Origin of the sequence: Actinoplanes sp. NPDC049118 (assembly GCF_040648555.1) — a bacterium.
In the GTDB taxonomy this organism is placed as follows: Bacteria; Actinomycetota; Actinomycetes; order Mycobacteriales; family Micromonosporaceae; genus Actinoplanes.
This window is the reverse complement of the sequence record NZ_JBEZDY010000009.1, coordinates 1-23,193: the sequence shown is the minus strand read 5'-3', so window position 1 is coordinate 23,193 and position 23,193 is coordinate 1. Positions and strand designations below refer to the sequence as shown.

Here is a 23,193-nt window from a genome sequence, read left to right as displayed (position 1 = left end):
AAGGGGCGCCGGCCGCCGGTCCTTTCGGGTGCTCAGCTGCGGTAGACGCCCAGCTCCCAGAGCGAATAGCCGTAGGCGGTCGCGCGGGCGGTGCCGTTGACCCGGACGTAGCGGCCGGAGCCGGACACCGCCAGGTCGTCGAAGCCGCCGTTGCCGGCCGTCGCGGTGTAGACAGTGCTCCAGGCGGTGCCGTTGTCGGAGACCTGCACCGTGTAGCCCCGGGCGTAGGCCGCCTCCCACGCCAACAGCACGCGGTTGAACGACTGCACCGATCCGAGGTCGACCTGGAGCCAGGCGGTGTCCACCCATTCGCTGGCCCAGCGGGTGCCGTAGTCGCCGTCCACCGCGTACGCCGGCAGCTGCGGGCCGTTGGTACCCGTCGGCTGGTAGGTCGATGCCGTCGCGGGCCTACCCCGGGAGAGGTTGGTGCCCGGGATCGTCGGCGGGACCACCCGGAACGAGCGCTGCTCGATGCCGACGTTGCCGTGGCCGTCGAACGCGTACACGTAGACCTTCCAGACCCCGAGCTGCTCGGGTGCCCGGGCCGTGAACGTGCCGTTGCCGCCCGTGGTGAAGACCACATTGGTCAGTCCGGTACCGCCGGTGATGTGCTTGTTGCTGTACATCAGGTTGTAGCGGATCAGATCGCCGTTCGGGTCGGTCGCCCCGGCGTTGATCGTGAACGTCCCGCCCGCGGGTACGGCGGTCTGGTTGCTCACCGACATCGACGTGATCTCCGGCGGGGTGTTCGCCGAGGCCTGCCCGGTGTACGCCTGCCGCAGCGCGTGATAACCGAGCCGGCGCCAGCCGCCGGTGAACGTGTTGAGCCAGACGCCGCCGAAGTCGTTCTCGAGGCCGTAGTGGAACTCGGTCGCGCCGAGCGCGACGCCCGGGTGCGCCTTGATGGCGTTCCAGCTCGCCGTGTAGCCGGCGCGCTTCTGCAGGTCGGACGGCTCGGTCGGCACCCCGTTGACGTCGTTGGGTACCTCCCACTCGCCGGCCGGGCCGCCCTCGGTGAGGATGTAGGGCTTGGTGTAGCCGCCGTTGATCCAGTCCTGCTTGACGTTGCCGATCGCCCCGTACGAGTTGACGGCGAGCAGGTCCAGGTCCGGAGCGTGCTGCTTGTAGTACGGCCATGCGCCGGTGTACGCGTCCGTCGAGGTGACCGGGTGGTTCGGGTCCGCCGCGTGTATCGCCTGCGCGACCTCGTTGACGTAGCGGGCGTAGGCGACCCGTCGCGCCTCGACCTCGGCGGCCGGTAGCCCGTGGTCCTGCATGGTCAGGATGACCTCGTTGCCGACGTCCCACATCAGCACGCCCTGCCGGTTCTTGAGCGCGTTGACCCGGGCGACGATCTCGTTCTTCGTGTTCGTCTTGTACGCGGTGTCGTTGACGTAGTCCGCGCCCTGGTTGAGCCAGTGCCCGACGACGACCTTGATGCCCTGTTGCGCGGCCCGGTCGAGCAGCAGCGGGGTGTTGGTGTCGTCGACGCCCCAGATGCGGATCGTGTTGACGCCCATGTTCTTCAGGTCGCGCATGTATCCGTCGGCGGCGGCCTGCGGCGGGCCGTAGGTGAGGCCCCTCAGCTCGTACGGCGAGCCGTTGACGTTGAGCTGCCAGTTGCCCTGCGAGCCGGTGACCCGCACGGTCGACGGGCCCGCCGGGGTGGCCGGGTCGGTCATCGGCGCCGGGGTGGTGCCGGCGGCGCGGGCCACCGTCACGGAGTCGACGCTGAGCACGCCGCCGGAGGTGGTCTGCGGCGTCGGCGTGGTGTAGCCGGCGATGGCGTTCGGCAGCGAGCCGCCGACGGCCAGGTCGAAGCGGAGGAAGAAGCCGTGGTGCACGGCCGCGTGCCACGCCGTGACGCCGACCTGCGACTCGCGCACGACCCAGGTCTGCCGCCCGTCGAGGTAGAAGCGGATCTCCTCGTCGGTCTTGGTCCGGTCGATGATCTGGGTGTACTCGTGGTAGCCGGTCTGGCAGCCGGTGCAGCCGGCGAGCCCGCTCTGGCGGCCGTTGTACTCGGCGCACGGCCCGTCGGGCGCGTTGCCGCAGTGCAGGGTCTGCGAAAGCTGGCTGCGCCCGTTGACGTCGGTCATGATGTCGGTCTCGCCGACGCCCGGCCAGTTGTTGTAGTTGCCCCGGTAGGCCGCGCCGGTCGCGCGGAAGCCGGGCCAGTAGCCGTCGCCGTTGGCGACGTCGGGTTGCCGGAGTACCGCGGTGAACTTGGTCTGCTGCCCGGCGAGCGGCTCGAAGTCGGTGCGCTGGGTCTCGATCCGGCCGGACGTCCAGTTGCCGGCGCCGTCGCGGATCGCCTTGATGTTCAGCTTTCCGGCGCCGTCGAGGTAGACGTTGGCGGTCGAGTTGCTAGCGGTCTCGACCTCGCCGGTGCCCCAGTTCGCGGCGCCGCCCGGGTACTGGGTGCCGGTGCGCAGCAGCCAGTTCGCCGGGTTCGGCGAGGTGTTGGCGCCGCCGGAGAAGTCATCGGTCCAGACCGTGGTGAAGTCGCCGGGGATGGGTGGCTGGGTGGTCCCGCCGGTGGTGAAGATCTTGAACTCGTACAGGGAGTAGCCGTAGCCGCTGCCCCGGGCGGTGCCGTACATGCGGACGTACCGGCCCGAGCCGTTCACCGTCAGGTTCTCGGTGCCGCCCGCACCCGTCGTAGTGGAGTAGACGTCGGTCCAGGTGGTGGCGTCGGGGCTGGTCTGAATCTTGTACGCCCTGCCGTACGCGCCCTCCCACTGCAACACCACCTGACAGACCGTGGCAGACACGCCGAGGTCGACCTGCAACCACTGCGGATCACTGAACAGACTCGACCACCGCGAACCCGCATCACCGTCGACCGCTTTCGCCGCGGTCACGTCGGCGCCCTCCTGCGACGACGCCGTCGCGGGCCGGCCCTGCGCCGCGTTCACCGCCCCACAGGCGGCCCCGGCCGACCCGTACACCTTGAACTCATACAACGAATAGCCGTAACCACTACCCCGGACCGTGCCGTACATGCGCACATACCGGCCCGAACCGCTGACGGTCAGGGTCTCGGTGCCACCGGCACCCGTGGTGGTGCTGTAGACGTCGGTCCAGGTGGTGGCGTCGGGGCTGGTCTGAATCCTGTAGGCCCTGCCGTACGCACCCTCCCACTGCAACACCACCTGACTGATCGTCGCGGTGGCACCGAGATCCACCTGCAACCACTGCGGATCACTGAACAGACTCGACCACCGCGTGCCCGCATCACCGTCGACCGCTTTCGCCGCGGTCACCTCGACACCCTCCTGAGAGGACGCCGTCGCGGCCTTGTCCTGCGACAACAACGAATCGGCGGCATGTGCGTCGAGCTGCACGACGCTCAGCTGGGCGGCGACGACGGCGAGCACGGTGACGGGGATCAGCCGGCGCCAGCGGCGGGGTCTTGGCACGCGGGGAGGTGCCGGGGAAGAAGCCGGATGCACGGGAACTCCTGACGATCGGGGACGGAGTCACTGGGGATCGGGTAATGGAGAGCGCTCTCCATGCATGCCGCAGTGTTACGCCCGCTTTTCATTCGTGTCAATAGCTGGGCTTCGATGGCCGGAAAGTCGCTATACCTTTACGGTCTAATGCCGTTTATCGGATTTCGATCTCTTGACAGCGGTGCGATGAAGGACGATTTTAGGAGGCACTTGGAGAGCGCTCTCCAAGAGTGGCCGGCGGCGCACGCCGCCGGCCACGCCACCCGGCGACCGGTCGCGTCGACACGGGGGAATTTCCGCGGGAGCATGTCGAGAACCGCGCGGGGACTCCGACTCAACGGTGGAAGTGCCCCGGCCGGGGCACCCGCGAGCTGGGAGACTGAGCCATGAAGTACATGCTGATGATGTTCGGCGACGGGGCGACGATGATGCAGACCCGCAGCCCCGAGTGGGTCACCGAGATGATCGCGTTCATGGGTACCTTCAACGCCGACCTGGAGAAGTCCGGGGAGCTGGTCTCGGCCGAGGGCCTCGCGGATCCGGGCTCGGCGAAGACGGTGAGCCTGGTCGACGGCCAGGTCGTCGTCACCGACGGGCCGTTCGCGGAGGCGAAGGAGTCGCTGGCCGGGTACTGGATCCTCGAGGTCGCGGACGAGCGGCGCGCGATCGAACGGGCCGGCGAGGTCGTCGTCTGGGCCGACCGGGTCGAGCTGCGCGAGGTCGCCGCCGGCCCGCCCGAGCAGTGACCACGCAGACACCCGGGATCGAGGGCCTGCTGCGCGAGCTCGCGCCGCAGGCCCTCGGGGTCCTCGTCCGCCGGTACGGCCAGTTCGACGCGGCCGAGGACGCGGTGCAGGAGGCCCTGCTCGCCGCCGCGCTCAAGTGGCCGGTCGAGGGGCTGCCCGACAACCCCCGCGCGTGGCTGATCACCGTGGCCGGGCGGCGACTGGTCGACGAGTGGCGCAGCGAGAGCGCGCGCCGGGCCCGCGAGGAGAACGTCGCGCTGCTCGAGCCGGCCGGGCCGCCCGCCGCTCCGGAGCAGGACGACACCCTCACGCTGCTGTTCCTCTGCTGCCATCCGTCGCTGTCCGGGCCCTCGCAGCTCGCGCTGACGCTGCGCGCGGTCGGCGGCCTGAGCACCGCCGAGATCGCCCGGGCCTTCCTCGTGCCCGAGGCGACCATGGCGCAGCGGATCAGCCGCGCCAAGCAGCGGATCAGGACCAGCGGGCTCGGCTTCGAGGCGCCGCCGCCCGGCGAGCGCGCCGAGCGGCTGCGGGTCGTCCGGCAGGTGCTCTACCTGGTCTTCAACGAGGGCTACACGACAAGCGCCGGGCAGCAACTGCAACGCGCCGACCTGACCGCCGAGGCGATCCGGCTGACCCGGATGCTCCACCGGCTGATGCCCGGCGACGGCGAGACGGCGGGGCTGCTCGCGCTCATGCTGCTCACCGACGCCCGCCGGGCCGCGCGCACCGACGCGCACGGCGCCCTGGTGCCCCTCGACGAGCAGGACCGGACGTCGTGGAACGCCGCGTTCATCGCCGAGGGGGTCGCGCTCGTCTCCGCCACGCTCGGCCGGGGGCCGCTGGGGCCGTACCAGCTGCAGGCCGCCATCGCCGCGCTGCACGACGAGGCCGCCACCGCCGAGGCGACCGACTGGCCGCAGATCCTCGCCCTGTACGAGGTCCTCGAGCGGGTCTCGCCGGGGCCGGTGGTGACGCTGAACCGGGCGGTGGCCGTGGCCCGGGCGCGCGGGCCGCTGGCCGGGCTGGCCGTGCTCGCCGGCCTCGACGGCGACGAGCGGATGGCCGGCAACCACCGGCTCGAGTCCGTCCGCGCCCACCTGCTCGAGCTGGCCGAGGACCACCCGGCCGCGCACGCCTGCTACCTCAGGGCGGCCGGCATGACGGCCAGCCTGCCCGAGCAGCGCTATCTGACGCTGCGGGCCGCGGCGCTGGTGACCCGTACAACATCCGAACATTGACCGGGTGCCCGCCCGGGCAGAATGGTGCAGTGAGCGACGCATCCGCCAAGGGCCTGATCCTGCTCGTCGAGGACGAGCGGCCGATCGCGGACCTGGTCCGGCTCTACCTGACCCGGGACGGTTTCGGCGTGCACGTCGAACACGACGGCGTCGCCGGGCTGGCGGCCGCCCGCCGGATGCGCCCGGTCGCCTGCGTACTGGACATCGCGCTGCCTGGGCTGGAAGGCACCGAGATCTGCCGGCGGCTGCGCGAGGAGGGTGACTGGACCCCCGTCGTCTTCCTCACCGCCCGCGACGACGAGGTCGACCGGATCCTCGGCCTCGAACTCGGCGGCGACGACTACCTGACCAAGCCGTTCAGCCCGCGCGAGCTCGTGGCCCGGGTGCGGGCGCTGCTGCGCCGGGCCGCCGGGCCGCCCGACGGGGGCAGGGTGCGCACCCTCGGGCCGCTGCAGCTCGACCCCGGCCGGCGCCTGGCCACCGTGGACGGCGCCGCGCTCGCGCTCACCCCGACCGAGTTCGACCTGCTCGGGCACCTGCTCGGCCGGCCGGGGCGGGTCTTCACCCGCGAGGAGCTGCTGGCCAGCGTCTGGGGGTACGCGTCGCATGCCGGCACCCGTACCGTCGATGTGCACGTCGCCCAGGTCCGCGCGAAGCTCGGGCCGGCCGCGAACCTGATCCGCACCGTCCGCGGCGTCGGCTACACCGCCGATGCCTAGGGCGTGTCTGGCGGATCATGGCGGCCTGCGCCGGGCCCAGCTTCTGCCTCGCGGCGCGGGGTGGAAGGCCGGATACAACACCGGTATCCGGCCTTCCACCCCACTTGCGACGCGAAACCTGGACCTCGGCTCGGCGACGCCATGATCCGCCAGACACGCCCTAGGTTCCTCGGCACTCTCTCCGGGCGGATCGTCCTGGTCACCGCCGCCACCGCGGTCGTCGCCGTCATCATCACCGCGCTGGTGGCGCTCCCCATCGCCGTGCGCTCGGCGAACAGCGCGGCCCGCCAGGACCTGGTGGAGAAGTCCGCCCTCGCCGTCGAACTGCTCACCACCGAGCGTCAGGTCGCCCGCGAGCGGATCGTCTCGCGGCTGCGCGCCGACGGCGTCGACGTCTACCTGATCAGGCGCGGGGCCGTCGACCGTGCGGGGCTGCCCGACCGGGTCATCACCAGGGTGGCGGGCGGGGCGGACGTCGACACCCGGGGGATCGTCGGCGGGCGGACCGTCCTGATCGTCGGGCGGCCGCTGCGCGGCAACGACAGCGGCGTCGTGCTGACCCGCGACGCCGCGTCCGGCACCGCGGCCCGGGTGCTCCGCGGCGTCTGGATCGCCCTGCTCGCCGGGCTGGTCGGCGGCGTGCTCGCCGGCGCGTTGCTGGCCCGCTTCATCGCCCGGCCGCTGCGCCGTGCGGCGGTGGCGGCGGGCCTGCTCTCCGCCGGCGACCGGTCGGTGCGCCTCGCGGTCCGGCCGCCCGAGGAGGTCGCCGAGCTGGCCTCGGCGCTCAACCAGCTCGGCGCGGCGCTGCAGATCAGCGAGGGCCGCGAACGCGACTTCCTGCTCTCGGTCTCGCACGAGCTGCGCACGCCCCTCTCCACGATCCGGGGGTACGCCGAGGCGCTGGCCGACGGGGTGATCGGCGCGGACGGCGCACCGCGCGCGGGGGAGACCATGCTCGCCGAGGCGGACCGGCTCGACCGGCTCATCTCGGACCTGCTGGTGCTCGCCCGGCTCGAGGCCGCGGATCTGCCGGTCGACGTCGTGCCGGTGGACCTGGTCGACCTGGTCGGCTCCGCCGCCGAGGCCTGGGCGACGCGTTGCGTGCCGGACGGGCCGCGGCTGCTCACCGAGCTGCCGGCGGCGCCGATCGTCGTCGACACCGACCCCGGCCGGATCCGCCAGGTCATCGACGGGCTCTGCGAGAACGCGCTGCGGGTGGTGCCGGCCGGCGCCCCGCTCGTGCTGGCGGTGCGGGCCGGCGAGCACGGCGGGGTGGTCGAGATCCGCGACGGCGGCCCCGGCTTCACCGACGAGGACCTGTCCGTCGCCTTCCAGCGCGGCGCCCTGCACCAGCGCTACCGGGGGATCCGCAAGACCGGCAGCGGCCTCGGCCTGGCCCTCGCGGCCCGGCTGGTCGGCCGGCTCGGCGGCGCGATCGCCGCCGGTCACGCCCCGGAGGGCGGCGCGATGTTCACGGTGACGCTCCCTTACACAACCCGAACATGACGCTGATCCGGCCCGTGCAACCCCGGCGCAACCTACTCGGCATGACAAGAACCCGAATCGCGCTGACCCTGACCACGCTGGGCCTCTCCGGACTGCTCGCGCTGACGGCCTGCGGCGTCGGCGCCGCAACCTCCGGCGCCTCCCCGGCGACCGGCGCCGACGTCGCCGAGGAGGCGTACGCCCTGCAGGCGGTCGGCCTGGAGACCGCGCTGGAGGCCGGCCCCGCGGCGACGGCCTCGGCCGGACCGGCCGACGACAAGCAGCGCAGGCACCCCGGTGTTCGCCGGTTCCTGCGCAAGAACACCCTGCACGGCGAGCTGACGGTGCAGGGCAAGGACGGAGTCAGGACCGTCGTGGTGCAGCGGGGCACCGTCACCGCGGTCGACGCCACCACCGTGAGCGTCAAGTCGTCCGACGGCTTCGCCCTGACCTGGACCCTGGGCGACAAGCTCCGGGTCGTGCAGGACAGGAAGGCCGCCGACGCCGCGGCGATCAAGACCGGCGCGGAGGTCGGGGTGGCCGGCGCCAAGGACGGCGACAAGAGCGTCGCCCGCCTCATCGCGATCAAGTAGGGACGTCCCTCGATGAGAGGGGTCCGCGCTCTTGGACGAGCGCGGACCCCTCCCACGCCCCCCTCGAGAAAAGTCCGTCCGGCTACTGGAGAATCGCGCCCATCGGAGACATCAGCAGCTTGCCGAAGGCCTCCGCGGTGCAGTCCAGGTGACTCCGTTCCCGCCCCAGCGCCTGCAGGTCATGGCGAACCGCCCAGAGCTTCTGCGCGTTACGCCAGGCCACGTTGCGGGTGTACTCGATCAGCTCGCCCTGCCACCAGTCGTCCAGGTCGCCGTTCATCATGTCGATGATCAGCTGCCACTTCTCGAGCATGCCGCGGCGCAGGCCCGGGATCGACTCGGCGAAGATGTCGTTGATCTGCAGATAGTCGTGGTGCTGGTCGCTGTCGTCGACCGGATCCGAGCCCAGGTGGTCGAACGTCGTCACCAGCGCGAACGGCAGGTCGTAGTTGATGTGTGCGTTCACACCCGCGGCCGCCGACGGCAGCGGCCGGGCGTCCGGCCCCGGGATGCGGTGGAACAGCACGGCCCAGGCGCGCGGGCAGCCGGCGCTCGCGTCCGACCACTGGCGCAGGGCGTCGAAGTAGCGGGCGGCGAACTCGACGTCCAGCCGGGCCAGGAACGCCGGGTCGGCGAATCGGCCGGCGTACAGGCGCTCGAGCACGCTGGTCGTGATCTTCAAGTAGAGCTTGTTGAAGTCGGCGAGCGGGTTGCTGGCGAGCAGCGGCGGTACGCGGAGCAGCACGTCCTGAAGCTTCGTGAGCTGATCGACCACGGCGGGTACGTCGTCCGGGTGCCCGGCCAGTACGGCGGCCATGTCCTGTTGCACAGGGCCCCAGACGGAGTCGGCGGTCATAGCGGTCCTCCACAAACGAAACTTCACGGCGGAGGCCCTCCAGCACCGCCCGGCGACGCGGGACGCCGGGCGGTGCTCCCCCGAACGACCGTCAGCCTTCCATCGACGACGTACGAGGGGATCGGTAGAACGACGTATTCCGGGTGCGCGGATAACGAACGGGTCACGCCGCCCGTAGGTAGACCCGGCTGGCCTGCACCCGGGTGCGGACCTGAAGCTTGTCGAAGATGTGTCCGACGTGCACACCGACCGTGCGCTCGCTGATGAACAGCGCCTGGCCGATCTCCCGGTTGGTCAGCCCCTCGGCCACCGCCGCCAGCACCTCGCGCTCGCGATCGGTGAGAACGCCCAGCTCATCGTCGCTGTCCCGGCTCGGGCCGGGGTGCGGCACGGTGTCCTCGTCGCCGGTCAGGGCGACCCGGGCCCGGGCCGCCACCGCGGTTATCTCGGCCGCGAACGGCTTGGCGCCCATCGCGCGCGCGGTCGCGTACGCCTCGCGGAGCGCCACCGTGGCCGCCGCCCGGCTCCGGGTGGACCGGCTCGGCCGGCGCGCGAACGACGCCTCGGCCTGCCGCAGCCGCGAATACGCCGCCGGATACGGCTGCTTGCGCCGGTCCCAGGACGCGGCGGCCCGGGCCCACAGGTCGGGGTCGTTGCGCTCGTCGATCCGGCTCTGTTCGGCCGCGCACAGGTCCAGGTAGCCGTCGACCACGGCGCGGACCGCCGGCGCCGCGTTGCCCGCACTCCGGGCCACGCGTTCCACCACGACCTGCAGCCGCCGGACCGCGCCCGGGTCCACCGGCACCTCGCCGCCGGCCTGCGCCTGCGCCTCGGCGCGCAAACCGTGCCAGGCCAGCACCCCGAGCAGCACCAGATCGTCGGAGCGGGTCTCGGTCAGGCCGCGCTGGACCGCCGCCCGGGCGTCGGCGTGCCGGCCCTGCCACATGGCGAGCCCGGCGCGCAGCGTCAGCATCGGCATCACGTGCCGGGCGCCGCCGCCGGCCAGGATGGTGGCGACGGCGTCCAGGTCGCGGTTCGCCTGCTCGACGTCCCCGAAGCCCACCCAGAGGCGGCACCGGGAGAGCAGCAGCTCGACCGCGTCCGCGCCGGACGGGCGGTGGCTCATCGCCGCCTGCAGCACCCGTTCGGCCTCGGCCCAGTCGCCGACCCGGAAGAGCCCGTTCGCGGCGATCGCCAGCAGCCGGGCCTGGTAGGTGCGGCCGAGGCCGATCGCGGCCAGCTTCTCGGCGCCCCGGCGCGCGACGAGCACGCCCTCCTCGACGCTGTTCAGCGGCCCGGTGAGCAGCTCGGCCAGGTGCAGGTAGGCGCAGCCGATGTCGTCCGGGTGCCCCGAGCGCTCGGCGATCTCCACGGCCTGCCGGATCACCGCGAGCCCGGCGTCGGGGTCCTCGCGGAAGGCCAGGCTGAAGCCGAGCGCGGCGCTGGCGCGTACCAGGTCCGCGGTCGAGCCGTCGGCGCGTTCGGCCAGCTCGAGGGCCTCGCGGGCGCGGATCCCGGCGTCGGCGTAGCGGCCCAGGTGCAGCAGCAGCTCGGCCAGGTTCGCCGCCGCGCTGGCCTTCTCCTCCGGCGTGCACGCCTCGGCCGCGAGCGCGCGTTCGTACTCGGTCTCCGCGGTGGCCGACCGGCCGGCGGACGCCAGGTAGCGAGCCCGGCGCAGGTGGATCTCGCACTGGCCGGGGCCGTCCGGGCGCGCGGCCAGCTCCTCGATGCGGGTCAGGGCCCGCTGGTGCTCGCCGCAGCGGTGCGCGGCCTCGGCGGCGTGCGCCAGCAGCTCGGTGCGCTGCGGCGCGTCGTCGCCGGTCAGCTCGAGGGCGAGGGTCCAGTGGCGGTGCGACTCCGCGTAGCCGTACATCCGCTCGGCGTTGCGGGCGGCGGCGATGACCGACGGCAGCGCCCGGTCCGGGTCGCCGGCCTGCCGCCAGTGGTGTGCGAGCCGGGCGTGATCCGGGCCACTCGGCGCGGCCTCCAGCGCCTCCGCGTAACGGCGGTGCCGGGCGGCGCTCTCGGCGGGCAGCACCTCGTGCTCGAGAACCTCGGCGACCACCCGGTGGCGCAGCCGGTAGCCGTCGTTAGCGCTGGTCACGAAGCGGTGCGCGACCGCGGCCCGCACGGCCTCGATCAGCTCGGTCTCGGGCAGCGGCAGCACCCGGGCCAGCAGGGCGTGCTCGACCGGCTCGACGCCGGCCGCGACCGCGTGCACCACCTCGTGCGCGTGCGGCGGCAGCTCGTCGACCCGGGACAGGAAGATCTCGCGCAGCGTGTCGGAGAGCTCGACCCGGCCGTCGCGCAGATCGCGGGCCAGCTCCTCGACCACGAAGGGGTTGCCGCCGCTGCGCTTGAAGACCCGCTCGGTGTCCTCCGGCGCGACGTCCGTCCCGGCGATCGCGGCCACCAGCTCACCGGTCGCGTCGCGGTCGAGCGGGGCCAGATCCAGCACGCGTACGGAGCGCAGCCGGCGCAGCTCGGCCAGCACCCGGCGCAGCGGATGTGACCCGTGCAACGACTCGGCCCGGACCGCGGCCAGCACCGACAGGTTGAGCTCGCCGAGGCCCGCGAGCAGGTAGAGCAGCAGCTGACGGGTACTGCGGTCGGCCCACTGCAGGTCGTCGAGGACCAGCAGCAGCCGGCGACCCTGCGCGAGCGATCGCAGCTGCTGGGAGACCCGCTCGAGCAGGGCGCCCGCACCGTCCTGGGCGCCCGCGTCGGCCGGGCCGGGCTCGGTGTGCACGCCGGCGCGCCGCAGCGCCTGCAGGACCGGGTGCAGGGGAGAGGCGTCGCCGATGTCGAGGCACGTGCCGGACAGCACGGCGGTGCCGGCGTCGCGCAGCGCGTCCGCGGTCTCCCGGAGCAGGCGGCTCTTGCCGACGCCGCTCTCCCCGGTGACGAACACCGCCGCGGTGCCGCTGGGACCCGCGTCCAGCAGATCCGTGCGCACCGCGGTCAAAGTGTCGGTACGTCCGACAAGTGGCGCGTCGTCCCCCTCGCTGGCCATGCGTGGCAGCCTAGTGCCGATCCCGGTAGCAGGTTCTCGTCGGTTCGGACGGTTCTGCGTCACAAATTCGACCGCCGGTCCGCTGTCACAGATACGTCATTCTGCAGATCCGCCGCTCGCACCGGAATGGCACCGTTCTCTTCGCCAACGCGGCGAAGGAGCGTGGGACATGAACAGAACGGCTGCCGGCATCCGCTGCCGGCGACAGGCTGTGACGGTGCTGTTCGTCGACATCGTGGGCTTCACCAGCATCGTCGACGAGTTGGACTGCGCGGACGTACGGGATCTTCAGGTGGATTACTTCGCCACCGTCTCCGCCGCGGTGCGGGCCGCCGGCGGGGTCGTGGAGAAGTTCATCGGGGACGCGGTGATGGCGGTGTTCGGGGCGCTGGGGCCCGACGCCGGCACGCCGCACGGGGTCGCCTGCGCGGCGGCGAGCGCGGTGCGTGCGGGCCTGCGGGTACAGGAGGCGCTGCGGGGGCGCCTCCTGGCCGGCCGGTTCCCGGTGCGCACCCGGGTGGGGTTGGCCACCGGCGACGCCATCGTCGACCTGGACGAGACCCGCGACGGCGGGTACGGGATGGTCAGCGGCAGCGTCGTGAGCACGGCGTCGCGGTTGCAGGCGTACGCGCCGCACGACACGGTCGTGGTCTGTGCCGCCACCCGCGACGTCACCGACGCCGCGGTGGCCTACCAGGAGATGCCGCCGGTGTCCGTGGCCGGCAAGGCGGCGCCCGTCGAGCTGTGGCGGGCGCTGCATCCGCAGGTCCCGGCCGCGGGCCGCGCGTTGCAGGCGTGCGGCTGACAATCCTTCAGCGGGCGCGGCGCGCGCCGATAAAGGCTCCGTGGGTGTCTCGCCATCGCTGCCGGCAGAGCCGGAGCAGATCCAGTTCGAGCCCGGCGACGCCGGGCTCGAAGTGCTGGGCGAGATAGGCCGGGGCGCGCAGGCCGTCGTGCACCGGGTCCGCTACCGCGGCCGCGAGTACGCCCTGCGGCTGCTGCGCCACGACGCCGCACAGCACCCCGAGCACGCACAGGAGTTCCGCAGGCAGAGCGCCCTGCTCGCCGCCATCGTGAGCCCGGGGCTGCCCCGCGTGCACAAGGTCGGCATGGCCGGCGGGCGCCCCTACGCGGTGATGGAGCTGATCGACGGCGACACGCTCGGCACCCGGCTGGCCCGGGGTCCGATCCGCGAGCGCGCCGCCGTGCAGATCGCCGCCGACGTCGCCGGGGCCCTGCGGGCGGCACACGAGTACGACCTCGTGCACCGCGACATCAAACCGGACAACATCATCGTCACGCCGCAGGGCGCGGCCCGGCTGATCGACTTCGGGCTGGCCACCCGCTCCTCCGATTCCGCCGGCGGCCTCACCGGCCCCGCGGACCCGATCGCCGGCACGCTGACCTACTGCGCGCCCGAGCAGGCCGGCATGTTGAACCGGCCGGTCGACGCCCGCTCCGACCTGTACGCGCTGGGCGCGGTGCTGTTCGAGTGCGTGACCGGCGCGCCGCCGTTCGCCGCCGCCGACGTCGGCGAGCTGCTGCACCTGCACGCGACCGCGCCCGTGCCGGACCCCCGGGCCCTGGCACCGGGCCTGAGCGCGTCGTTCGCCGCGATCATCGTGCGCCTGCTCGCCAAGGACCCGGACGACCGCTACCAGGGCGCGCACGGCCTGCTCGCCGACCTGCGGCGGCTCGCCCTGGAACCGGACGCGATCTTCCCGCTGGCGCTGAACGACGGGCCGACCGTCATCGGCGAGGCGCCGCTGACCGGCCGCGACGCCGAGCTCGAGACCCTGCGCGCGCGCTGGGCCGACGCCGCGGCGGGCCGCGGCGGCATCGCGGTGCTGCACGGTCCGGCCGGATCCGGCAAGAGCCGGCTCGCCGCCGAGCTCGGCGCGCGGGTCACCGCCGCGGGCGGCATCGTGCTGCGCGGCAGCGCCACGCCGAGCGAGCGGCGGCCGATGGCGCCGATCCGAGCGGCCGTCGACGAATACGTGCGCGGCCTGCTGCGCGAACCGGGCGGCCGGTCCGCGGCCGCCACCCTGCTGCGGTCCGCGGCAGGACAGGGCGCCGCCCTGGTCACCAGCCTGTCACCGGTGCTGGCCGAGCTCCTCGGCGTGCCGGAGGTGGCCGGCGAGATCGGCCTGGAGCGGCACTCGGCCGCCGTCGCGGACCTGCTCACCGGTCTGGCCCGGGGCACCGCCCCGGTGCTGCTGCACCTCGACGACGTCCAGTGGTACGACGACGGCACGGTCCGGGTCCTCGAGCAGCTCGCGGCGGATCTGTCGGGAGTGCCGCTGCTGGTGCTCGCCACCGCCCGCGACGACGAGGGCGCGCCCGAGGTGGCGGCCACGCTGGCCCGCCTCGGCCAGGCCCGCGACACCGACGTCACGCTGTCGACCCTGGACGCCGAGGACGTCGGCACCCTCATCGAGTCGATCTCCGGCGGCAACCGGATCGACGCCAACAGCGCCGAGATGATCGCCATGCTCACCGGCGGCAACCCGTTCGTCACCCTGGCGTACGCCAAGGCCGTGATGGACGCGGGGCTGCTGCTCCCGGACTGGGGCGTCTGGCAGATCGACGCCGCCGGCATCCGCGACCTGGCCCTGCCCGCCGACTCGGCACAGCTCCTGCTGCGCCGGATGGGCGAGCTCGACCAGGAGAGCCGCCGCCTGCTGCGGGTCGCCGGGGTCGTCGGCACCTCGTTCGCGCCCGGCCTGGTCGCCGAGGTCGCGGGCGTCGACCGCCGGCGCGTGGCCGACGTGCTCTCCGACGCCATCCGCCGCGGGCTCGTGGAGCACCGCGACGGCGTGCACCGCTTCCTGCACGACAGCATCCGCATCGCGCTGCTCGACGGCATTCCCGACGACCGGATGCGCGACCTGCACCAGCGGATCGCCGACGTCCTGGACCGCAGGGAGGACGCCGACGTCTACGCCCTCGCGCGGCACTGCGCGCTTGGCGACCCGGGCCACGACCCGGCCCGGATGGTGCGCGCCGGTCACGCGGCCGGCGCCCGCGCGCTCGCCGAGCACGCCCCGGACACGGCACTGATCTACCTCGAGTACGCCGCCGAGGCCGCCGAGGCGGGCGGCATCGCCCTCGGCAGCGCGTTCCTGCAGCTGCTCGGGACCGCGTACCACCAGAACGGCCGCTTCGACGAGGCGATCGCCACGTTCACCGCCGCGCTGGAGAAGTCGACCGACGCCACCGAGCGGGCGCACGTACACCTGATGCTCGCCCGCGTACACGAGAGCAACTGGGGCGGGGCCGCGCAGCTGCGCGCCGTCGAGCAGGGCCTGGCCGAGCTCGGCCGCCCGCTGCCCGCCAACCCGGTGCTGTCCGCCCTGTCCAGCTTCTGGTTGCTGATCATCGGCTGCCTGATCCGGGTCACCCGGCTGGGCTACGGCACCGCCAAGGGCGCCTACCGCGAGCGCCTGCGGCTGCAGACGACGCTCTACCACTACGGTGCCTCCGGCAGCGTGCGGACCATGCGGCCGCTGCGGTCCCTGCTGTACGGCATGCGGATGGTGCACCCGACCAGCCGGGTCGGCCGGTCTCCCGAGCGGGCCCGCGACCTGGTCGCGCTGACCCTCCCGCTGCGCATGTTCGGCCTGCAGCGGATGTCCGACCGGATCACCAGGAGCGCGCTGAGCCTGGCGCACGAGCTCGGCGACCCCACGCTGGTCGCCCGGATCGACTGGATGACCGGCGTGGCCTTCCACGGCAGCGGCGCCGACTCCGGCGAGCGGATCCGGCAGGTTCTCGCCGAGCGCGAGCGCTTCCTCGACGTCGGACTGATCCTGGACTGCTACACCGTGCTGGGCTGGGACTGGGTGCTGCGTGGCGAGGTCGGCGTCGCCGAGGCCGCGCGCCCCGGCCGCCAGCGCTGCCTGGACGCCGGCGGGCACGCCGACCGCAGCGCCGTCGTCGCCGTCGACGCGGGCCTGCTGGCCCTGCGCGGCCGGGCCGGCGAGGCGCTCGCGGCACTGGCCCGCGCCGACAACCGGCCGAAGGGGATACACGAGGTCATCCACACCCTCGCCGCCCGGATGCTCGCCGCCATCGAGCGCGACGATCTCGGCCCCGCGTTCGACGACGCCGCCGCCGAGTTCGACGCGCTTGGGGTGCGGCCCATCGACCTGCTTCCGGCGCAGCACGGCTACTACGTCTACCTCGCGTACGGCCGGCTGGAGCAGGCCCGCCGGGCCGCGCCGGCTGAGCGTGAGGCCGCGATGGAGGCGGCCCGCGCCGCCGTCGCCAGCCTCGGCCGGGTCACCCGCCGCCCCGTCGTCGCCGCGCACCACCAGATCGTCCGGGCCGCCCTGCTCGCGCTCGACCCCGAGCGCGGCACCGCCGCGCTCGATCTGCTCTCCGCGGCGGAGCCGCTGCTGCGCCGGGTGGACGCGCCGCTGCCGGCCTTCGAGGCCGCTCTCGTACGCGCCCGCGCGCTCACCGCCGCCGGAAGCACCGGCGAGGCCGAGCGCCAGGCGCGGATGGCCGCGAGCATCGCCGAGGCGCACGGCTGGCCGCACCGTGCGCGCCGGATCGCCGCCGAGTTCCGGCTCGACATCGGGCGCCGTAACCGCGTACCCGTCGTGGCCGCGCGGGGCCGCGCCGGGCAGCGCTGGGCCGCCCTCGAGCAGCTCAGCCTCGCGGCGTCGCGGGTCATCGACCCGGAGCGGCTGACCCGGGTCGCGCTGGACGAGACCACCCGGCTGCTCGGCGCCGAACGCGCCATCCTGTTCCTGGTGGACGCCGAGACGCAGGTGCTTGCGCCGTACGTCGGGCGCGACGCCGGCGGCCGGGACCTCGACGAGCTCACCGGATACAGCGCCACCGTCGTCGACCGGGTCCGGCACAGCCGCGAGCCGCTCGTGGTCACCGGCACCGAGGAGGGCGCGGCGCTGGGCGCGGAGAGCGTGGTCCAGTTCGGCCTGCGCAGCATCCTGGTCGCGCCGCTGGAGCTGGACGACCGCCTGCTCGGCGTCGTCTACCTGGACAGCCGGGTCGCCAAGGGCGTCTTCAACGTCGACGACGCGGACGTGCTCACCGCCATCACCCACCACATCGCCGTCGGCCTGGAGACGGCCCGCGCCGCACAGCTCGAGGTCGCGGTGGCCGCCGCCAACCGCCAGCGCGACATCGCCGAGACGCTGCGCCGCGCGATGGCCCGGCTCACCGGCACTCTCGACCCGGAACTGGTGCTGCGCCGGCTGCTGCTCACCGCGCGGCAGACGCCCGGCGCCAACCGCGGCTGGCTGCTGCTCGGCACGTCCTCCTCGACCCAGATCACCGTGCACGGCGGGCCGGCCCCGCTGACCCTGACCCTCGCCGATCACCCGGAACTGCGGGCGCTGCTGGAGAACCGGCAGGCGGACATGCTCTCGGGCACGCCGCCCTGGGCCGGCTCCCTGGACGACTCGACCGGGCAGAGCTGGCTCACGGTCACCCTCGACGACCGCAACGGCGCCGTCGGCGTGCTCGTGCTCGCCTCGGACCGGCCGGGTGCGTACGCGGCCGCGGACCTCGGCGTGGCCGCCGCGCTGGTCGGCCAGGGCATGGTCGCCTACGACAACGCGCGCCTGTTCAGCCGGGTGAACGAGCTGGCCACCACGGACAGCCTCACGGGCGTGGCGAACCGGCGGCGGTTCTTCGAGCTGGCCGAGCGCTCGCTGACCCTCTCCCGGGCCAAGGGCGGCCCGGTGACCGCCCTGATGGTCGACATCGACCACTTCAAGCGGATCAACGACGCGTACGGCCACCAGACCGGCGACGACGTGATCAAGGGCGTCGTCGGCCGGCTGCTCGTCGGCCTGCCGACCGAGGGCCTGGTCGCCCGGTACGGCGGCGAGGAGTTCGCGGTGCTGCTGCCCGGCATCGACGAGGCCGGTCCCGCCCTCGCGGAGGAGCTTCGCGCCGTGGTCGGCGGTTCGCCGATCGACACCCGGTCCGGGCCGATCCCGGTCACGATCAGCATCGGGCTGGCCCGGCTGCGCCCCGAGGACGCGACCGCCGACACCCTGCTGGGCCGGGCCGACGCCGGGCTCTACGCGGCCAAGCAGGCCGGCCGGAACCGTGTCGTGGCTCACGAGCAATAGTATTTGTCCTTTTAGTCGCTGTTAACTAGCGGCGCTCACGGTCGGCCTTACAAAGACTCGTCGTAGGTGCCCGGTAGGCTCGCCGCGTCGTTGACATCCGCCATCGCCGGGAGTAGTGCTTCGTGACTGCGCAACCAGAGATCCTCTACGGGGCTGATGACCTCACGCACCTCGAAGGACTCGACGCTGTCCGCAAGCGGCCGGGCATGTACATCGGCTCCACCGACAGCCGCGGCGTCAACCACCTCGCCAACGAGATCATCGACAACGCCACCGACGAGGGCGTCGGCGGCCACGCCGAGCACGTCGAGGTCATCCTCCACGCCGACGGCTCGGTGCAGGTCGACGACGACGGCCGCGGCATCCCGACGGACATCAACGCCAAGTCCGGCCTCAGCGGCGTCGAACTGGTGCTGACCCGCCTGCACGCGGGCGGCAAGTTCGGCGGCTCCGGCTACAAGACCTCCGGCGGCCTGCACGGCGTCGGCGCGTCGGCGGTCAACGCGCTGTCGCTGCGCTTCGACGTGACCGTCAAGCGCGACGGCAAGGTGCACGAGCTCTCCTTCCAGCGCGGCGTGCCCGGCGTCTTCGCCGGTCCCGGTCCCGCTGCGGCCTTCGTGCCCGAGTCCGGCCTGCGCGTGGTCCGCCGGATGAAGCGCGGCGAGCGCGCCGGCACCTCGATCCGCTACTGGTACGACGCCCGCTACTTCGAGACCGGCGCGCGCCTCGACCTCGACACCGTCAAGGCCAAGCTGCGCAACACGGCCTTCCTGGTGCCCGGCGTGGCCTACGTGCTGCGCGACGAGACCGGCGAGGAGCCGGTCGAGGAGAAGTTCCACTACCCGCACGGCCTCACCGACATGGTGGAATTCCTCACCCCGTCGGGTGACAAGCCGGTCTCCGGCATCCTGATGATCACCGGCGAGGGCACCTACAAGGAGAACGCCGCGGACGCCAACGGCGTCATGCAGTCAAACGTCCTGCGGCACGCGCAGGTCGAGGTCGCGCTCCGCTGGGGCACCGGCTACGAGCGCACGGTCGAGTGCTTCACCAACACGATCCGCAACGTGCACGGCGGCACCCATCGCAAGGGCTTCGAGCGGGCCCTGGTCCGCGCGCTGACCGACGCGATCCGCAACGCCCGCGGCCTGCTCAAGCCCAAGGAGGACCCGCCGGTCCTGGACGACCTGCTCGAGGGCATGACCGCGGTCATCCACGTGCGGGTGCCCGAGCCGCAGTTCACCTCGCAGACCAAGGACGAGCTCTCCACCGCCGGCATCACCCGGGTGCTGCAGGGCCTGGTCGAGCAGTACGTCAAGAACTGGATCGACGATCGCCGCACCAAGACCGAGGCCCGCACGGTGCTGCAGAAGGTCGTCGACGCGGCCCGGGTGCGCCTGACCCAGAAGCAGCAGAAGGACGCGGCCCGGCGCAAGACCGCGCTCGAGGGCGCCTCGATGCCGCCCAAGCTCGTCGACTGCCGTTCCACCGGCATCGGCCGCAGCGAGCTCTACATCGTCGAGGGTGACAGCGCGCTCGGCACCGCCCGGATGGCCCGCAGCTCGGAATACCAGGCCCTGCTGCCGATCCGCGGCAAGATCCTCAACGTGCAGAAGGCGAGCCTGCAGCAGGTCCTCGACAACGTCGAGTGCTCGGCCATCGTCCAGGTGCTCGGCGCGGGCTCCGGCCGCACGTTCGACATGAGCACGATGCGCTACGGCCGCGTCATGATCATGGCGGACGCGGACGTCGACGGCTCGCACATCCGCACCCTGCTGATCACCCTGTTCGCCAAGTACATGCGCCCGGTGATCGAGGGGGGCCGGCTGTTCGCCGCCATGCCCCCGCTGCACAAGGTCGTCACCAAGGGCCGCAACGCCGAGACCCTCTACACCTACACGCAGCAGGAGATGGAGCGGACCGTCGGCCGGCTCGAACAGTCCGGCAGGTCCGTCGTCAAGCCGGTGCCCCGGTTCAAGGGCCTCGGCGAGATGGACGCCGACGAGCTGTGGGACACCACGATGAACCCGGCGACCCGCACCGTCCGGCGCATCACCATCGACGACGCCGAGCGGGCCGAGGCCACGCTCGAACTGCTGATGGGTGAGCGGGTCGAACCACGCCGCAACTGGCTGATCGAGGCCGCCGGCCGCATCGACCAGGAAACGATCGACGCTTGAGCCGGCCCGCGGCGGAAAACCCATGCAACTGCGTTAGATGAGGGGGCTGTTTACAGACATGGCACGCCGCAAGAACGAGCAGTCCCGGGTGGACCTGTCGGCCTTCGACCAGGCCGGCGCCAGGGTCATCGACAACTCCATCACCACCGAGGTCGAGGACTCCTACCTGGAGTACGCCTACTCGGTCATCCACTCCCGCGCCCTGCCGGACGCGCGCGACGGGCTCAAGCCCGTGCACCGGCGCATCCTCTGGTCGATGCAGGAGCAGGGCCACCGCCCCGACCGGCCGTACGTGAAGTCGGCCCGCGTCGTCGGCGACTGCATGGGTAAATACCACCCGCACGGCGACCTGGCGATCTACGACGCGATGGTGCGCCTGGCGCAGGGCTTCTCCCTGAACGTGCCGCTCATCGACGGGCACGGCAACTTCGGCTCGCCCGACGACGGCCCGGCCGCCTCGCGATACACCGAGGCCCGGATGTCGCGCGAGGCGATGCTGCTCGTCGGCGAGCTCGGCGAGGGCACGGTCGACTTCAAGGCCAACTACGACGGCTCCGAGCAGGAGCCCCGGGTGCTGCCCGCGGCCTTCCCCAACCTGCTGGTCAACGGCACGTCCGGCATCGCCGTCGGCATGGCGACCAACATGATCCCGCACAACCTCGGCGAGGTCGTCGCGGCGGCCCGGCACCTGATCACCGAGCCCGAGGCCGACCTCGACGTGCTCATGCGCTACGTGCCCGGCCCCGACCTGCCCACCGGCGGCCAGCTGCTCGGCCTCGACGAGGTACGCCGGGCCTACGAGACCGGCCGCGGCGTGGTGCGCATGCGGGCCCGCGCGCAGACCGGTCCCCTCGAGGGCGGCCGCGGCCGCCAGGCCATCACCGTGGTCGAGCTGCCGTACGGCGTCGGCACCGAGAAGATCATCGAGGCGATCACCGACGAGGTGAAGGGCAAGCTCATCACCTCCGGCCCGCGCAAGGGCCAGCGCCAGCCGGCCCGGCTGCAGGGCATCGCCGACGTCAAGGACCTCACCGACCGCGAGCACGGCATCCGCCTGGTCATCGAGTGCAAGGTCGGCGTCAACCCGCAGGCCCTGCTCGCCGACCTCTACCGGCTGACCCCGCTGGAGTCGTCGTTCGGCATCAACAACCTGGTGCTGGTCGACGGCCAGCCGCGGACGCTGGGCCTCAAGGCGCTGCTCGAGGTGTTCCTGGCCCACCGCTACGAGGTGGTCACCCGGCGCACCACGCACCGGCGTACGAAGCGGCAGGACCGGCTGCACCTGGTCGACGGCCTGCTCATCGCGCTCATCGACATCGACCGGGTGGTCGCGATCATCCGCGGCAGTGACGACGCCGCGGCCGCCAAGGCCGGCCTGATGAGCGAGTTCGGCCTCACCGACATCCAGGCGACGTACATCCTGGACACCCCGCTGCGCCGGCTCACCCGGTTCGACCGCATCGAGCTGGAGACGGAGCAGGAGCGCCTGCGCACCGAGATCGCCGAGCTCAGCCGCATCCTCGACAACGACGACGTACTCAAGCAGGTCGTCTCCGACGAACTCGCCGCGGTCGTTGCGGAGTTCGGCGGCCCGCGCCGCACGACGCTTATCGACGGCGACCTCAAGGAGGTCCTCGCGGCCTCCGCGCCGGCCGGCCCGCTCGAGGTCGCCGACGACCCGTGCCAGGTCATCCTCTCCGCCACCGGGCTCATCGCCCGCACCGCGGCGGAGAGCGAGGAGACGATCGAGGCCCGCCGCCGCAGCGGCCGGGTGAAGCACGACGCGGTCCGCGCCGTGGTGCACTCGACCGCCCGCGGCCGGGTGCTGCTGGTGACCAGCGCGGGCCGGGCGTTCAAGACGGACGTGCTGCCGCTGCCGGTGCTGCCGGAACAGTCGGGCACGGTCTCGGTCCGTGGCGGCATGTCGGCCTCGGAGCTGATTCCGCTGGCGCCGGGGGAGAAGGTTGTCGGCCTGGCCCCGCTCGGCGCCGACGGCTCGCCGGGCCTGGCGATGGGCACCCGGCAGGGCGTGGTCAAGGTCTGCTCGCCGGAGTGGCCGGTCCGCTCCGACGAGTTCGAGGTCATCACCCTCAAGGACGGCGACGAGGTACTCGGCGCGGCCTGGCTGACCGACGGCGCGGAATCGCTGGCCTTCGTGTCCTCGGACGCCTCGATGCTCCGCTTCGCGGCGAAACTGGTCCGCCCGCAGGGCCTCAAGGGCGGCGGCATGGCGGGCATGAACCTGGCCGCCGGCGCCGAGGTCCTCTCGTTCAACGTGGTGGACACGACCGACCCCCAGCACGGCGAGCCGATGGTGGTGACCTCCACGGGCACCCAGGTCAAGGTGACCCCCTTCGCGTCGTACCCGGCGAAGGGCCGGGCAACGGGCGGCGTCCGGGTCCAGCGCTTCCTGAAGGGCGAAACCCGCCTGGAACTGGCCTGGGTGGGCACCCGCCCGGTGGGCGCGGGCAGCAACGGAGACCCGGTGGAACTACCGGCACCGGACGCCCGCCGCGACGGCTCAGGCGAGGCGGTCCTGATGGGCCCGCAGATCGTCGGCCACCTGATCGAACGAGGCTGACCGGCCCGCCCCGCCCCGCCCCACCCCGGTCCGGTCCGGCCCACCCCGGCCCCGGCCCGGCCCACCCCGGCCCACCCCGGCCCCGGCCCACCCCGGTCCGGTCCGGTCCGGCCCGGCCCGTCCGCCCGGCCCGTCCGCCCGGCCCGTCCGCCCGGCCCGTCCGCCCGGCCCGTCCGCCCGGCCCGTCCGCCCGGCCCGTCCGCCCCGGCCCGTCCGCCCC

Annotated in this window: 12 protein-coding genes; 9 read left to right on the top strand and 3 right to left on the bottom strand. The window is 73.0% G+C overall.

Going from position 1 to position 23,193, the window contains the following annotated elements; all coding sequences use genetic code 11:
* Nucleotides 1-32 precede the first annotated feature (32 nt).
* The gene (locus tag AB0B58_RS15615; RefSeq protein WP_360223716.1) at nucleotides 33-3,422 is read right to left on the bottom strand and encodes a discoidin domain-containing protein; all 3,390 of its coding nucleotides are present in this window, start codon (nucleotides 3,420-3,422) and stop codon (nucleotides 33-35) included.
* Between the two features lie 419 nt (nucleotides 3,423-3,841).
* Here AB0B58_RS15615 and AB0B58_RS15610 point away from each other — a divergent pair, with 419 nt between their 5' ends.
* The 5 genes from AB0B58_RS15610 to AB0B58_RS15590 all read left to right on the top strand — a co-directional run bounded on the left by AB0B58_RS15610 (nucleotide 3,842) and on the right by AB0B58_RS15590 (nucleotide 8,236).
* A complete protein-coding gene (locus AB0B58_RS15610; RefSeq protein ID WP_360223714.1) occupies nucleotides 3,842-4,201 on the top strand; it encodes a YciI family protein in 360 nt (119 codons plus the stop codon).
* Nucleotides 4,198-5,439 (top strand): DUF6596 domain-containing protein, encoded by a 1,242-nt coding sequence (locus AB0B58_RS15605; RefSeq protein ID WP_360223712.1) that lies wholly within the window; start codon nucleotides 4,198-4,200, stop codon nucleotides 5,437-5,439. Before AB0B58_RS15610 ends, AB0B58_RS15605 begins: the two co-directional genes overlap by 4 nt.
* A gap of 29 nt (nucleotides 5,440-5,468) precedes the next feature.
* A complete protein-coding gene (locus AB0B58_RS15600) occupies nucleotides 5,469-6,158 on the top strand; it encodes a response regulator transcription factor (RefSeq protein WP_360223710.1) in 690 nt (229 codons plus the stop codon).
* Between the two features lie 141 nt (nucleotides 6,159-6,299).
* Complete coding sequence (locus tag AB0B58_RS15595) at nucleotides 6,300-7,664, top strand: HAMP domain-containing sensor histidine kinase (RefSeq protein WP_360223708.1); 1,365 nt, start codon at nucleotides 6,300-6,302, stop codon at nucleotides 7,662-7,664.
* A 41-nt stretch (nucleotides 7,665-7,705) separates the two neighbouring features.
* Nucleotides 7,706-8,236, top strand: coding sequence for a hypothetical protein (locus AB0B58_RS15590; protein WP_360223706.1), 531 nt, complete (start codon nucleotides 7,706-7,708; stop codon nucleotides 8,234-8,236).
* Nucleotides 8,237-8,318: 82 nt separating this feature from the next.
* Here AB0B58_RS15590 and AB0B58_RS15585 read toward each other — a convergent pair whose 3' ends face one another.
* On the bottom strand, nucleotides 8,319-9,092 hold the full coding sequence (locus AB0B58_RS15585) for a DUF5995 family protein (protein ID WP_360223704.1): 774 nt from the start codon (nucleotides 9,090-9,092) through the stop codon (nucleotides 8,319-8,321).
* Between the two features lie 163 nt (nucleotides 9,093-9,255).
* Nucleotides 9,256-12,105 carry an AAA family ATPase gene (locus AB0B58_RS15580; RefSeq protein ID WP_360223702.1) on the bottom strand — a complete coding sequence of 950 codons (2,850 nt, stop codon included), beginning with the start codon at nucleotides 12,103-12,105 and terminating at the stop codon, nucleotides 9,256-9,258.
* 169 nt (nucleotides 12,106-12,274) lie between these two features.
* Here AB0B58_RS15580 and AB0B58_RS15575 point away from each other — a divergent pair, with 169 nt between their 5' ends.
* The 4 genes from AB0B58_RS15575 to AB0B58_RS15560 all read left to right on the top strand — a co-directional run bounded on the left by AB0B58_RS15575 (nucleotide 12,275) and on the right by AB0B58_RS15560 (nucleotide 22,973).
* Nucleotides 12,275-12,910 (top strand): adenylate/guanylate cyclase domain-containing protein, encoded by a 636-nt coding sequence (locus AB0B58_RS15575; RefSeq protein WP_360223700.1) that lies wholly within the window; start codon nucleotides 12,275-12,277, stop codon nucleotides 12,908-12,910.
* A 40-nt stretch (nucleotides 12,911-12,950) separates the two neighbouring features.
* The gene (locus tag AB0B58_RS15570) at nucleotides 12,951-18,212 is read left to right on the top strand and encodes a diguanylate cyclase (protein WP_360223698.1); all 5,262 of its coding nucleotides are present in this window, start codon (nucleotides 12,951-12,953) and stop codon (nucleotides 18,210-18,212) included.
* 122 nt (nucleotides 18,213-18,334) lie between these two features.
* Nucleotides 18,335-20,392 carry a DNA topoisomerase IV subunit B gene (locus tag AB0B58_RS15565; RefSeq protein ID WP_360223696.1) on the top strand — a complete coding sequence of 686 codons (2,058 nt, stop codon included), beginning with the start codon at nucleotides 18,335-18,337 and terminating at the stop codon, nucleotides 20,390-20,392.
* Nucleotides 20,393-20,450: 58 nt separating this feature from the next.
* Nucleotides 20,451-22,973: a DNA topoisomerase IV subunit A gene (locus AB0B58_RS15560; protein ID WP_360223694.1), complete on the top strand. Its 2,523-nt coding sequence runs from the start codon at nucleotides 20,451-20,453 to the stop codon at nucleotides 22,971-22,973.
* Nucleotides 22,974-23,193: the final 220 nt, after the last annotated feature.

What these genes read in the sequence shown, in the direction of transcription:
- AB0B58_RS15560 (WP_360223694.1), top strand. Translation starts at nt 20,451, where the DNA reads ATGGCACGCCGCAAGAACGAGCAGTCCCGGGTGGACCTGTCGGCCTTC.
- AB0B58_RS15580 (WP_360223702.1), bottom strand. Translation starts at nt 12,105, where the DNA reads ATGGCCAGCGAGGGGGACGACGCGCCACTTGTCGGACGTACCGACACT.
- AB0B58_RS15590 (WP_360223706.1), top strand. Translation starts at nt 7,706, where the DNA reads ATGACAAGAACCCGAATCGCGCTGACCCTGACCACGCTGGGCCTCTCC.
- AB0B58_RS15595 (WP_360223708.1), top strand. Translation starts at nt 6,300, where the DNA reads ATGATCCGCCAGACACGCCCTAGGTTCCTCGGCACTCTCTCCGGGCGG.
- AB0B58_RS15585 (WP_360223704.1), bottom strand. Translation starts at nt 9,092, where the DNA reads ATGACCGCCGACTCCGTCTGGGGCCCTGTGCAACAGGACATGGCCGCC.
- AB0B58_RS15610 (WP_360223714.1), top strand. Translation starts at nt 3,842, where the DNA reads ATGAAGTACATGCTGATGATGTTCGGCGACGGGGCGACGATGATGCAG.
- AB0B58_RS15575 (WP_360223700.1), top strand. Translation starts at nt 12,275, where the DNA reads ATGAACAGAACGGCTGCCGGCATCCGCTGCCGGCGACAGGCTGTGACG.